Origin of the sequence: Pseudomonas siliginis (assembly GCF_019145195.1) — a bacterium.
Taxonomy (GTDB): Bacteria; Pseudomonadota; Gammaproteobacteria; order Pseudomonadales; family Pseudomonadaceae; genus Aquipseudomonas; species Aquipseudomonas siliginis.
The window spans coordinates 265,055-277,759 of sequence record NZ_JAHSTW010000012.1 but is presented as its reverse complement, the minus strand read 5'-3'; the positions used below and the strand labels follow the sequence as shown (position 1 = coordinate 277,759).

Annotated in this window: 14 protein-coding genes; 3 read left to right on the top strand and 11 right to left on the bottom strand. The window is 61.1% G+C overall.

Going from position 1 to position 12,705, the window contains the following annotated elements:
* Positions 1 to 33: 33 nt before the first annotated feature.
* The 7 genes from KVG87_RS23905 to KVG87_RS23875 all read right to left on the bottom strand — a co-directional run bounded on the left by KVG87_RS23905 (position 34) and on the right by KVG87_RS23875 (position 5,297).
* Positions 34 to 1,191, bottom strand: coding sequence for a glutathionylspermidine synthase family protein (locus tag KVG87_RS23905; protein ID WP_217852907.1), 1,158 nt, complete (start codon positions 1,189 to 1,191; stop codon positions 34 to 36).
* Between the two features lies 1 nt (position 1,192).
* The gene (locus KVG87_RS23900; RefSeq protein ID WP_217852905.1) at positions 1,193 to 1,894 is read right to left on the bottom strand and encodes a DUF1190 domain-containing protein; all 702 of its coding nucleotides are present in this window, start codon (positions 1,892 to 1,894) and stop codon (positions 1,193 to 1,195) included.
* A gap of 18 nt (positions 1,895 to 1,912) precedes the next feature.
* Positions 1,913 to 2,338 carry a DUF350 domain-containing protein gene (locus tag KVG87_RS23895; RefSeq protein ID WP_016772952.1) on the bottom strand — a complete coding sequence of 142 codons (426 nt, stop codon included), beginning with the start codon at positions 2,336 to 2,338 and terminating at the stop codon, positions 1,913 to 1,915.
* 15 nt (positions 2,339 to 2,353) lie between these two features.
* Complete coding sequence (locus tag KVG87_RS23890; protein ID WP_217852902.1) at positions 2,354 to 3,004, bottom strand: DUF2491 family protein; 651 nt, start codon at positions 3,002 to 3,004, stop codon at positions 2,354 to 2,356.
* A 210-nt stretch (positions 3,005 to 3,214) separates the two neighbouring features.
* Complete coding sequence (locus tag KVG87_RS23885) at positions 3,215 to 3,913, bottom strand: PspA/IM30 family protein (RefSeq protein ID WP_041477670.1); 699 nt, start codon at positions 3,911 to 3,913, stop codon at positions 3,215 to 3,217.
* A 17-nt stretch (positions 3,914 to 3,930) separates the two neighbouring features.
* Positions 3,931 to 4,512: a YjfI family protein gene (locus KVG87_RS23880; RefSeq protein ID WP_225914461.1), complete on the bottom strand. Its 582-nt coding sequence runs from the start codon at positions 4,510 to 4,512 to the stop codon at positions 3,931 to 3,933.
* A 230-nt stretch (positions 4,513 to 4,742) separates the two neighbouring features.
* Positions 4,743 to 5,297, bottom strand: coding sequence for a cysteine hydrolase family protein (locus KVG87_RS23875; RefSeq protein WP_217852900.1), 555 nt, complete (start codon positions 5,295 to 5,297; stop codon positions 4,743 to 4,745).
* Between the two features lie 101 nt (positions 5,298 to 5,398).
* Between KVG87_RS23875 and KVG87_RS23870 the strand changes: the two genes are divergently transcribed.
* The 3 genes from KVG87_RS23870 (at position 5,399) to KVG87_RS23860 (ending at position 8,537) form a co-directional block, all read left to right on the top strand.
* Positions 5,399 to 6,400, top strand: coding sequence for a GlxA family transcriptional regulator (locus KVG87_RS23870; protein ID WP_110646978.1), 1,002 nt, complete (start codon positions 5,399 to 5,401; stop codon positions 6,398 to 6,400).
* A gap of 279 nt (positions 6,401 to 6,679) precedes the next feature.
* Positions 6,680 to 7,789 (top strand): DUF3182 family protein, encoded by a 1,110-nt coding sequence (locus KVG87_RS23865; RefSeq protein WP_217852897.1) that lies wholly within the window; start codon positions 6,680 to 6,682, stop codon positions 7,787 to 7,789.
* Positions 7,779 to 8,537 (top strand): alpha/beta hydrolase family protein, encoded by a 759-nt coding sequence (locus KVG87_RS23860; protein WP_042610641.1) that lies wholly within the window; start codon positions 7,779 to 7,781, stop codon positions 8,535 to 8,537. The genes KVG87_RS23865 and KVG87_RS23860 overlap by 11 nt, the downstream gene beginning before the upstream one ends.
* Before the next feature lie 111 nt (positions 8,538 to 8,648).
* Here KVG87_RS23860 and KVG87_RS23855 read toward each other — a convergent pair whose 3' ends face one another.
* From KVG87_RS23855 to KVG87_RS23840, 4 genes are read right to left on the bottom strand one after another with little or no spacing between them, the layout of a single operon-like run.
* The gene (locus tag KVG87_RS23855) at positions 8,649 to 9,635 is read right to left on the bottom strand and encodes a lysylphosphatidylglycerol synthase domain-containing protein (RefSeq protein ID WP_024014510.1); all 987 of its coding nucleotides are present in this window, start codon (positions 9,633 to 9,635) and stop codon (positions 8,649 to 8,651) included.
* On the bottom strand, positions 9,632 to 10,906 hold the full coding sequence (gene clsB, locus KVG87_RS23850; protein ID WP_071173735.1) for a cardiolipin synthase ClsB: 1,275 nt from the start codon (positions 10,904 to 10,906) through the stop codon (positions 9,632 to 9,634). Before clsB ends, KVG87_RS23855 begins: the two co-directional genes overlap by 4 nt.
* Positions 10,903 to 11,700, bottom strand: a complete 798-nt coding sequence (locus KVG87_RS23845) for an endonuclease/exonuclease/phosphatase family protein (RefSeq protein ID WP_217852895.1) — start codon at positions 11,698 to 11,700, stop codon at positions 10,903 to 10,905. The genes clsB and KVG87_RS23845 overlap by 4 nt, the downstream gene beginning before the upstream one ends.
* Positions 11,697 to 12,623, bottom strand: coding sequence for a DUF72 domain-containing protein (locus KVG87_RS23840; protein ID WP_217852893.1), 927 nt, complete (start codon positions 12,621 to 12,623; stop codon positions 11,697 to 11,699). The genes KVG87_RS23845 and KVG87_RS23840 overlap by 4 nt, the downstream gene beginning before the upstream one ends.
* Positions 12,624 to 12,705: the final 82 nt, after the last annotated feature.

Genomic DNA, 12,705 nt, shown 5'->3' with positions numbered 1-12,705 from the left:
CGAGCAGGCTCGCTCCCACAAGGTAATTTCGTCTTAATCCAGGATCAGGTGGGGCAGGAAGCGGCTGGAGTCTTTGGTGATCAGACTATTGTCCTCACGCACACCAATCCCCGCCGCCTCATCACCAATCACCCACGAGCCAATCAGCGTGTAGCTATCGCCAAACTTCGGCAGCGGCGCGAACTCCTGCAAGATGAACGGCGCATCGGTGTAAGGCCCGTCCTCTTTGACGATCAGACCTTCCACTGTTTGCAGTTCAATGTTGGCACCTTCGCGAGAAAAGTACGGCTTGCGTACCCAACCCTTCGGCACCGCACTCTGCGGATTCGGATCAAGGTGCGCAGCGAGCAGATTCGGATGTCCCTTGTGCAATTCCCACAGCAGCGGCAGCGCACCCTTGTTCGACAGAATCGCCTTCCACGCCGGTTCGAAAAACTGCGTATCGCATTCGGCGATCGCTGCGCCGAACGGTTCGTGGAAGATGAATTCCCAGGCGTGCAGCTTGAACAGGTGCGGGATCCAGCGATCCTGCAGATCGACGAAACGACCCTCAGCCGTCAGGCCGATGTCTTCGATATCGATATGGCGTGATTCGATGCCGACCTTTTCCGCGATCAGCCGCAGGTAGTCGGTGGTGCCTTTGTCCTCGACCGAGTCCTTCATCGAGGCAAAGTAGAACGGCCGCTTCAACTGCAATTCGGCGAAGGCCTGATGCAGCTTGGTGTCGATGCTGTTGAACTGGTCAGCATGCGGCGGCAGCGTGCCACGCTCGATGCATTGTTCCAGCCAGCCCCACTGAAACGCCGCCGCCTCATAAAGGCTGGTCGGCGTGTCGTAATTGAGCTCCAACAGTTTCGCCGGCCCGTTGCCGCTGTAGGAAAAGTCCATGCGACCGTACAGATGCGGATGACCCTCTCGCCAGGAGGTGCGGATCATGTCGTAGTACCCCGCCGGGATACTCAGGCGATCGAGCAACTCCTCGCTGTTGACAACGCGATCCACCAGATCCATGCACATCTCGTGCAGTTCGGTGGTCGGGTCTTCGAGATCGTTTTCGATCTGCGCGAGGCTGAACTGGTAGTAGGCGCTTTCGTCCCAGTACGGTTCGTCGTCGATGGTGTGGAACAGGAAACCGAGGCTTTCGGCGGTGTGTTTCCAGTCGGGGCGCTCGGCGCAGTGGATCTTTTTCATGTCAGCTGCTCGAGCGTCCGGAACTGCTGCCCCAGCCACCCCAACCGCTGCGGGCACTGGACTGGCTGCCGAAACCGCCGCGCGAAGTCGACGACGCAACGTTCACCGGTTTGCTCTTGCTGCTCTCGTAATCCGACTGGCTGCGCGAGGTTGTGTCAGCTCGGCGGTACTGCGTTGAGGTGTTGTACGGCTGGCGCGTTTCGCGATCACGGTAAACGGTGCGTTCGGCGTTGTTGCTCATTGCGTTGCCGATCAGCCAGCCGGTCAGCCAGCCATTGCCGCCACCACCTGAGCCACCGGAATAGTGCGAGCCGCCGTGGCTGGCACTGCTGCTGGTGGTGGTGTCGCCCGCGGGCATTTGCGAATTGGCGATGGCATCGAGATCTTGCGGCGTCTCGGCATTGCCGGGCACTTTGAAGCCGCCGAGTTTCGGCACGAAACGGCCATCGGAATTTTTCTGACACCAGCCAGCGGCAAAGTCTGCGTCGCACTTGGCCTTGTCGGTGTAGGCCGGGGCGATGCGCCGGTGCTCGTTCAGGGCGGCGACGTAGGCGCTGGAGCAGAGATCGGCGGCCACTTCGGCGTCGACACACTGTTCAACGCTCTGGAAATTGCGCGGCTGATCCAGCGCCGCTGCTTCACCGGAAATCGCCATCGCCACCGATGCGGCGAGGGACAATTGCACGTATTTACTGCGTTTCATCGAGAGGCTTCCTGCCGGTCAGTGGGACGGGGTCATGCACGCGGCATTGAGCATGCCGACGCTGATCGCCACGGCCGCCACATAGATGCCGGCGGCGACTTCGCCGTTGGCGATGCGCTGGGAAGTGCCCTTGAGCACCAGCCCGGTCGCAACGAACGCCAACAGCTGCACGACTGCAGCGATGACTGCCCAGAGGACGAAGTCGAGCACGTTGACCGAGTAGGCGATCACGTTGCTCGCCGGAATCGCGAAACCGATGATCGCCCCGGACAGGGCAATGGCGGCGGCAGTGTTGCCGGCACGGATCAGTTCGAATTCCTTGTGTGCGGTAATGCGCGTGTAGACGAATTGAAACAGCATGAACAGCAACACGGCGCCGATCAGGTAGACGACAAAACCGACCAGCGCGGTTTTGTTCAGGGAAACGGCCAAGACTTCCAGCATGAAAAACTTCCTTTTTTAGATGGCGCTCAAATCAGTCGTGTACAGCGAGATGCCCAGCGAGGTGCTCAGGCTGACGGTGCCTTCTTCGTCCTGTTCGACGGAGAACAGCAGTAGTTCGCGGCGATCGGTCAGGCCGGTGTCGCGGGCATACAGCATGGCGTGGTGCTTGATGGTGTAGGACTCGTCCGGATTGACCACGTGCTCGGTCATCGGCACCAGTTCGGTCTGCTGCAGTTCGGTGCCCCATTCACGGGTGTATTCGACACCGTCGTGGTTGTAGGTCGGCAGACCGATCAGGCTGTTCGGGCCGGCCAGACGCTGCAGTTCGGCGTCACTGTTGACCGTCACGTAGCTGAGGTAATTGAACAGGGTGACCGACTCGACCTGATCATCGCCGGTGACGTGGATCTGCACCCAGAAATCCTCGTCGTTCATGTAATAGCGATGCAGTTTGTTGGACTGACCGAGGTCGACCCAACCGGCGCTCCACACCGCTTGATCGAATGGCACCCGCACCGACGTCGAGCCTTCCAGCAGCAATGCCAGGGTCGTGTCGAAGCGCACGCCTTTGCCTTGTGCCATGCCCAGTGGGCCGCTGGCGGCGGTGGTCGTTGGCGCAGCGGTCTGCCAATTGCTGGTGCCGAGCAAGTCTTTAAACCATCCCATGGGTACGTTCCTTGAAGCGGGTGGAGGTGTTCGGGGGTGAAAAAGTGGCGGTAGTGTACCGGGCGAAGCGGTGAACGAGCAGGGGCAATTACGCCGCAAAACCATGTGGGAGCGAGCCTGCTCGCGAATGGGTTGTGTCAGTCACTCGATTCTTTGACTGTCACGACGCTTTCGCGAGCAGGCTCGCTCCCACAGGTTACCGATCAGTCATTACTGCGCGGACTTCTGCTTCAGCCGCTCAAGGATCGCATTGGCGCTGCCTTCGTTCGGCGTGATGCCGGCGTCGCGCAGTTTGCGTTCCAGATCGTTGCCGGTGGAGGCGTCGGCCAGTTCGTCCGCTGCGCTCAGTTCGGCAGCGCGTTGCTGCTGCTTGGCTTGCAGGCGGTTCAGGGTGCCGACTGCGGTTTCCAGTTTGCCGTTGGCGCCGCCGCTGGCAATCGAGGCGCTGACCTGGGCTTTCTGCACGCTGTCGCGGGCCTTGGCCATGTCCACTTGCTGGCGCAGGCTCTTGATCCGCGATTCGGCTTTGCTGATGTCTTTGCGCATGTTGTCGGCGTAGGCGCCGAATTCATCGCTGAGTTTCTTCTCGGCAGCGAGGTCGTTGGTCAGGGTCGAAATCGCTTCGGCCACTTCCAGCGCCAGGTCTTCACGTCCGGCATTCAACGCGGCCACAGCCTTGGCTTCGAGGTCCTTGATCTTGGCGTCGTATTCGCTGACGCGGTCGGCGGCCAGTTTGTGCTTGGCCATGATCGTTACCAGTTCGCGGCGGGCATTGGACAGCGCGGTGTCCGCGTCGCGGATTTCCTGATCGAGGATGCGCAGGGCCTGCTGGTCGGCGATGGCTTCGCCAACTTCATTGGCGCCGCCGCGCAGTGCGGTGAACAACTTGCTCCAGATGGACTGAGTCATTGGATATTCCCTGTTGATTACTTGAAGAAGTGTTCGAAGGCTTCGCTGGCGCGCTGCACGTTGTCGACCAGGGTTTTCACCTCGGTGACGACGTTGGTCAGGCTCGAATCAGCACTGAGGGCGCCGAACATGTTGTAGACGGTCTGTCCGTTCGGCATCGATTCGATCCCGATCGACGACAGCGGGAACATCTCGCGGCTGCGCAGCACGGCATCGTTGAACGCCTGGACATTGCTGATCGAATCGATGTCCACCAGCACGGTGTCGACGATGATCTGCTGGCCGGCCAGGGCGATGTGAATCGGCAGACCACCGAATTCGTTCATTTCCAGCTTGATGCTCGGTTCGGAGCTCTGGATCAGGGACAGCGAAATCTCTTGGGAAGCCACCTCGTCCAGCGCTTTGAGGGCATTGAAGAGGCTGTCGATGGTCCAGTTGTTGCCTGCGCTCATGTATTTCTCCGACATGAAAGAGCCAGCCAGAATCGGTTGGCGTAGCTGTTGCTCCATTTGCTTGAGCAAGCTTCGGTTTTCCGGAAGCACCCAAGTTTCGTGTTTCACATAACCGGCGGCGGCCAGGCCTGCGCGCATCTGCTTCATGTAGAAGCTCGACGGTTTTTTCGCTGACGTCTTGCCACGCTCGCCCTTGGGGCTGGCTGCGGCAGGCGTCGGAGTGCGGCTTGTCATGGCTGGAATCCGGTTATGAGCGTCTCACGCGTGGGCCACACTACAACCAATGCAAAGTGCCATCAATGACTCACGCGTGAGATTTTCATGACAGACGCAAAAAGGCCCGCAACGGGGCGGGCCAGGGGATTGCGCAGTTGTTGCTAGGCGTTGCTGCCCAGGAACTGCTCAGTCGATACCACGCTGGCGTAGGCAAAACCCAGCGCCGCCATGAATGCTGCGTGCACATGAGCGGCCGGCACCGTCAGGCCGTTGAATTCCAGGTCACGGCTGGCGCAGGCATCGTGAATCACGGTCACGCTGTAACCCATGTCTGCCGCCGCGCGGGTGATGCCATCGACGCACATATGGCTCATGCTGCCCACCACGACCAGGTCGGTGATGCCGTGTTCGTCGAGCACCGCTTTCAGTTCGGTTTCACGGAACGAGTTGACGAAATGCTTGAGCACCACCGGCTCGTTGGCGCGGTTGAGCACTTTCGGATGCAGTTTCGCGCCCTCGGAGCCGGGAGTGAAAAACGGCGCGTCGTCGGAGGTGAATTCGTGCCGAATGTGCACCACCGGATTGCCCGCTTCGCGAAAGGCTGCGATCAGCCGTGCGGCGTTGTCGGCAGCGGCGTCGGCGCCGACCAGCGGCCACTTGCCTTGGGGGAAGTAGTCGTTCTGGATATCGACTACGATGAGCGCTTGCTTGGCCATGGGATTGTCCTCGAGACGGTGATTGGGTGTGGCCTCAGTATTGACGCTGGCCGAGGATTCGAGGATTGGCCGCACCGACAATAGACGGGGGAAAACTGACAATGGCTGCACAAAGAGCCGCCACCGCTGAACTGGGCGTGCTGATTTACCCCGGCGCGCAACTGGCGGCGGTGCACGGTCTGACCGACCTGTTCGCGGTGGCCAACCGCATTGCCGCCGAGTATCAGGCTGTGCAATTGCCCTTGCTGCGGGTCAGTCACTGGCAGGTCGAGGGCGAGCAGTTGCCGACGCGGGTTTACGACAGTCATCCCGGTGCCGAAGACGCTTTGCTCGCCGTGCTGATTCCGCCGTCCCTCGGCGGGTTCGATGCGGCGCAGATGACCGCGAGTCTTGCGCAATGGCTGCGCGATCAGCATGCGCGCGGCGCGACCCTTGGTGGTGTTTGCGTAGGCTCGTTGATGCTCGCTGAAAGCGGCTTGCTCGACGGTCGCAGCGCCACCACGCACTGGACCTCGGCCCAGGCGTTTGCCGAGCGTTACCCGAAGATCAAACTGAAGGCCGACACGCCGATTGTCGACGACGGTGACCTGATCACCACGGCCGGGCTGATGGCCTGGTCGGAACTGGGACTGCGCCTGGTCGATCGCTTGCTCGGCCCGAGCATCGCCACCGCGACCGCGCGTTTTCTGGTGATGGAACACAGCGACAGCGCCAGTGAATGCGGGAGCAATTTCGCGCCGATCCTCAGCCATGGCGACGCGGCGATTCTCAAGGTCCAGCACTGGCTGCAAAGCACCGGGGCGACGGATGTTTCGCTGAACGCGATGGCCGAGCGCGCGGGCCTTGAAGAACGCACTTTCCTGCGCCGATTCCGCGCCGCGACAGGCTTGAAACCGACCGAGTATTGCCAGCACCTGCGGGTTGGCAAAGCGCGAGAAATGCTCGAGTTCACCAATGGCACGATCGACCACATTGCCTGGACGGTGGGCTATCAGGATCCGGGCGCGTTTCGTGCGATCTTCAAGAAGATTACCGGGCTGGGGCCGAGTGAGTACCGGGGGCGGTTTGGTGTGAATCCCGCTCCCAGAACGACGATGAACTAATGTGGGAGCGAGCCTGCTCGCGAAGGCGCTGGATCTACAGAATTGTAGTCGGCTGACACTACGCTTTCGCGAGCAGGCTCGCTCCCACAATGATCGCGGCAGGATGAGAGATCGTGCAATTTGCCGGAGTTTTGCGCGCTGTCGTGCACTTTGAAACAGGCGTGATGCCAGCACAGTCACGGCAAACTCCCGATTATCGGGCGGTTCGTGGGGATCGTTGATTGGCCTGATCTCTGCAAATTCCCTGAGTGAACCCATCGACTGATGCAAGGGGAACCCATGACCCCGACACCCAGCAACAAAATCGTCGTTGCCCATTCGGTGCGTGCCGAGGCGCCGCAACATGAAGTCGAGACCAACAAGGCTCTGGCGCGCTGGTTGGCGCAGATTCTCGGCTGCAAATTCGGCGGCAGTTTCGATCCGGACAAACATCAGGGCCGCGAGCTGTATCTGCTGCCAACGCAAACCATCGTTGGCGCCGCCCACGCTCAAGCGCTGGGCATCAAAGGCCCCGATGACTTGTGGGGCGGTTACGTCGACTACGATTTCATCTGCACCAAAGCCATCAGCCACGGTTTGCGCAGTCATCTGGCGCACGCGCCGCAGGGCTGGTCGCCGCTGTTCTCGGAGCGGGTGCGCAACGTCGTGCTCGACGGTCTCAGCGTATTTGCCCTGGAAGATGCGCGGCCCGCCGCCGAGCATCTGTTGTACGCCGGGCCGATTCGCTTGAAGCCGATTCACGCTTGCGCCGGTCGCGGTCAGGAAGTGATCAAAAGCCTCGACGCGTTCGATGAGATCCTCGCGCGGCCCGAGGCGCAAAATCTGTTCAAGGACGGCGTAGTGCTGGAGCAGGACTTGAGCAACGTCGTCACCCACAGCGTCGGCCAGTCGTTCATCGGCGGCAAAGTGTTGAGCTACTGCGGTGATCAATACTTGACTGAGGACGGTCAGGGCGAAGAGGTCTACGGCGGCTCGAATCTGCTGGTGGTGCAGGGCGGCTATGATCAATTGCTCGCGCTGGATCTGCCTGATGATGTGCGTCTGGCCATCGAACAGGCACAGGTCTTCGACAGCGCCGCCAACGAAGCCTACCCGCACTTCTTCGCCTCGCGGCGCAATTACGATATCGCCCAAGGCCTCGACGCCAGCGGCAACCCGCGCAGCGGCGTGCTCGAACAATCCTGGCGCATGGGCGGCGCGAGCAGCGCCGAAGTGGCGGCGCTGCAAAGCTTCGTCAACGATCCACAGATGCGCGCCATCCGTGTGTCGTCGGTGGAAACCTACATCGATCAGGCGCTGCCGGCGGACGCCATCGAGGTCTATCGCGGCCCGGCGGAAAACAGCGCGTTTCTTCTCAAATATGTGACGGTCCAATCCTATGACGGCTAGAAGCGAAAGCATTCAAATCGACATTGATGACGAACAGATGAGCGGGACTTTTCTCAGTCCCAAGTCGAAAGTCCCGGGGGTGTTGTTTGTTCACGGTTGGGGCGGCAGTCAGGAGCGTGATCTGGAGCGGGCCAAAGGCATCGCCGGCCTGGGTTGCGTTTGCCTGACCTTCGACCTGCGCGGGCATACCGGCGGCACCGGAATCCCGCTGACCCGGGTGACCCGTGAAGACAATCTGCGTGATTTGCTGGCGGCCTACGATCGTCTGCTGGCGCACCCGGCGCTGGATACCTCGGCAATCGCCGTGGTCGGCACCAGTTATGGCGGTTATCTGGCCTCGATCCTGACGTCATTGCGCCCGGTGCGCTGGCTGGCGCTGCGCGTGCCGGCGCTGTACCGCGACGAGCAATGGCACACGCCCAAACGCGATCTGGACAAGGCCGACCTGCGCGATTATCGCAATACGCTAGTGCGCGCCGACAGCAATCGCGCCCTGCATGCCTGTTCGCAATTCACCGGCGACGTGCTGTTGGTGGAATCGGAAACCGACGATTTCGTGCCCCACGCGACGATCATGAGTTACCGCGCCGCGTGTCAGCAGACCCACTCGTTGACCCACCGGATCATCGATGGCGCGGATCACGCGTTGAGTGACCCGGTGTCGCAGCAGGCCTACACCTCGATTCTGGTGGACTGGATTACCGAGATGGTGGTGGGGGAGCGGTTGAGCATTATCCAATCCAGATGATGTTACGCATGTACCGGCCCTTTCGCGAGCAGGCTCGCTCCCACAGGTTGAACGCATTTCAACTGTGGGAGCGAGCCTGCTCGCGAAAGGGCCATCCGCAGCAATGCATGGTCAGGAAGGTTTCTTCTCGATCCGCAACGCCTTGGCCTTCGCTTCCACTACCAGATACATCACCACCGTAATCAACAGCGGCAGCAGAAAATAAATCGCCCGATATGCCAGCAACCCCGCGACCAGACTGCCGCGCGATGCCTCGTGCTGCAGCAACGCCACAAACACAGCTTCCAGCACCCCCAGCCCCGCCGGAATATGCGTGATGACCCCGGCAATCGCGCTGATCAACAGCACGCCGAGCACCAGCGGATAATCCAGTTTGCTTGGCAGCAGAGTGAAGATCACCGCCGCCATCAGCGACCAGTTCAACGCCCCCAGCAGCAATTGCAGCACCGCCATGCGCAGCGACGGCAGGTTGATTTCCACGCCGCGTATCGACCACTCGCGGCGCTTGGAAAACTGACACGCCGCCAGATAGCCGGCGCTGACCAGCAGCAATAACACACCGACCAGTTGCAAGGCCGAACTGCTGAGTTTCCAGCCCGGCGGCATCGTCACCAGACCGCTGCTGAACACTACGCCAGCGATGGTCATGTAGCCGAACCAGTTGGTCGCCAGGCTCAGGCCGAGAATCTTGGCGATGTTGCCTTTGCTCACGCCCAGCCGCGAATACAAGCGATAACGCATGGCGATGCCGCCGACCCAGGCGCTGAGATTGAGATTGAAGGCGTAGCTGATGATGCCCACCGGCAGGATCTGCTTCCAGGTCAGGTCCTGACGAATGTAGGTGCGGCCGATCAGGTCGAAACTGGCGTACACCAGAAAACTCAGCAGGGTCAGGCTGGCGGCGATGATCAGCGTGCGCACCTTGAAATCGGCGAGGGTCTCCAGCACCTCGGCCCACTCGATGCGCGTAGCGAACATCGTCAACAGGACGATCAGCGCGAGAAAAAACAGGATGGTCAGCGGACGTTTCCAGCGGCTCCATTTTGACGGCGCCGCTTGTGCCGAATGGCTATCGGAGTGCACTTCGGAATGACTCATGGACGCGCACCTCGGAAAGGCTTCAGACGCGGTTTATGCGCCGGCAGCCAACCGGCCATGGCCGGGAAGTGCCGCAGGAAGTGGAACACCAGAAAGCCCACGGTCATGTGCCAGATGCGCCCACGCGGCAACAGTTTGGCGTCCATGGCCTTGCAGTGGTTCTGGCTGAGGTCTTCGAGGCGTTCGTACAGGTGCTGATTGAATGCGCGGTCGCGGATCAGCACGTTGGCTTCCAGATTCAGCGACAGGCTCAGCGGGTCGAGATTGCTCGAGCCCACGGTGCTCCAGTCTTCGTCGACCAGCGCGACCTTGCCGTGCAGCGGGCGTTGGCAGTATTCGTGAATCTGCACGCCGGCACGCAACAGATAATCGTAGGTCATGCGCGCCGCCAGTTTCGCCACGAGCATGTCCGGCTGGCCCTGCAGGATCAGCCGCACCTCGACGCCACGGCGGGCGGCGTTGCGGATTTCGCGCAGCAAACGGTAGCCGGGAAAGAAGTAGGCGTTGGCGATGATTACCCGGCGCTTGGCCTTGCGCAGCACCTGCAAATACACGTCTTCGATATCGGTGTTGTGTTGATCGTTATCGCGGAACACCAGGCGCACCTGGCCGTCGTGGTCGGTGAAGGCCATTTCCTCCAGACGCTGGCGCCGGCGCTGCCACCAGAACCGCGCGCGCCCGGGGCGACCGCTTTGCAGCAGGGCGAAGTGATGGATATCGGCGACCACCGGGCCCTGGATCTCCACCGAATAATCCTGCTTGGCTTCAGGGCCGAAGTCGGCCAGGTGATCGCCGGAAAAGTTGATCCCGCCGATGAACGCGATCAAGCCGTCGACCACCACGATCTTGCGGTGCAAGCGGCGGAACCAGTTGGTGCGAATGCCCAAATGCTTTGGCGCCGGATCGAAGATTTGCAGATGCACGCCGGCATCGCTCAAGGCCGACAGATAGCCGGTGCTCAGCTCGCCACAGCCGAAGCCGTCGAGGCTGACCGTGGTGCGCACGCCGCGCTGGGCGGCTTCGATGAGGATTTGCTGCAACTCGGCGCCGACCTTGTCTTCGAAAACGATGAAGGTCTCCAGCAGGATCTCGCTTTTGGCTGCGCGCATCGCCTCAAATACGCGTGGGAAATACTCCTCGCCGTTTTCCAGCAATTGCACGCGGTTGTTGCTGTGCCATTGATACTCGACGTCAACGTGGCCGGGCTCGCGCACCGGCGGGTTCAACGGGACCGGGTCGACGGCGGATTTTTCCAGTGGCGCACTGTTCATAGTTCAATCTCCACCGATAACGGTGCGTGGTCGGAAAGGTGGGACCAGGGCCGGTTGGTCAAAACTTTCGGCCGGCTGGCCTTGAGGTTGCGTACGTAGATGCGGTCGAGTCGTAGCGCTGGCAGCCGCGCGGGAAAACTGCGCGCGGGTTTGCCGTACTGCTCGGCGAACACTTCGCGCAGGCCACAGGGCTTGAGCTGCGCATCGGCGCGCTGGCGCCAGTCGTTGAAATCGCCAGCGACGATCACCGGGGCACCAGCGGGCAGTTCGGCGAGGCGTTGCATCAGCAGATCCAGTTGCGCGTTGCGGTGGCTCTCGCGCAGGCCAAGGTGCACGCAGATCGCGTGCACTTCGGTGCCGTCGCCAGGCAGGCGCAGCACGCAATGCAGCAGACCACGGTTTTCATGGCCGCTGATCGACACGTCGAGGTTGTCGTGGCGGATGATCTGGAATTTCGACAACAGCGCATTGCCGTGATCGCCCGCCGGGTACACGGCGTTGCGCCCGTAGGCGAATTGCGGCCAGAGGCTGTCGGCGAGAAATTCGTATTGCGGCATCGTCGGCCAGTTGTCGTAGCGTTTCGGATGCTGCTCGTGCGTGCCGTGGACTTCCTGCAGAAACACCACGTCGGCGGCGACGCTGCGGACCGCTTCACGCAGCTCCGGCAGGATGAAGCGCCGGTTTAGTGCGGTGAAGCCCTTGTGGGTGTTGACGGTCAGTACGGTGAAGGTGCGCACCGAGGGCGCAACTACGGAGCCTTCGTCGGTAAAACCGACCGGTTCGGGAATGCTCATGACAGAACTCCTTCTGCGGCGACTTGCCCGGGAGTTGTGGCGAGGTCTTTGTCGAGGTTGAAGCGCTGCAACAGGTTGCGTGCGTCGTAGGGCGCGCGGACTTTGATGTCGTTGTCGAAGTAGCAGAACACTTCGCGGGATTTGCGCGCGCGGGGTTTCAGGCGTGGCGCTATCAGGTGGGCGTCCTCTGGCTGTTTACCGTGATGCCAGGCGTCGATGCGCTCGGCCCAGCGCTTGAGCGCTTGCTCGGAATAACCGCTGGCGTAGAGCTTTTCGGCGCCGTGCAGGCGCAGATAGACGAAGTCGCTGGTGAGGTCTTCGCGGTACGGCCATTTGCCGGCGGTGTCGGCGACCACCAGCGCGGTGTTATGGCGCTTGAGCAGGCGCACGAACTCCGGGTCGATAAAGCTCTCGTGACGGATTTCCACGGCATGGCGCAACGGCTTCTTGCGCCAAGCTTTGACGCTAGCGTGTCCGGGCAGATGCGAGTCGTGCTGACGGGCGAGGGCGGCTGCGGCTTGGGTATCGTGGGGCAGTTGCGCGAGAAAGTGATCGAAGCGCTCGGCGTCGAATTTGAAATTCGGCGGAAACTGCCAGAGGATCGGCCCGAGTTTTTCCTTCAGCTCCAGCACGCCCGAGGCAAAGAAATTTGCCAGCGGTTTTTCGATTTCGCGCAAACGGCGCACGTGGGTGATGAAGCGCGGCGCCTTCACGCTGAACACGAAGTCATCAGGGGTTTCGGCGTACCACTGGGCGTAACGTTCAGGGCGTTGCAGGGCGTAGAACGATCCATTGATTTCGATGCTGTTGACCGCGCGGGAGGCGAACTGCAATTCGCGCTTCTGCGCCAGTCCCTTCGGGTAGAAATCCCCGCGCCACGGGGCGTAGCGCCAGCCTGAAATACCGATGTGAATCGTCGCCATCCCATCCTCCCGTAGAAAGTCCTCGTGTTGCCGATGTTCTGTGATGACTGCGGCGGGGGCGGGAAAGTTTCGGTGGTGTTAC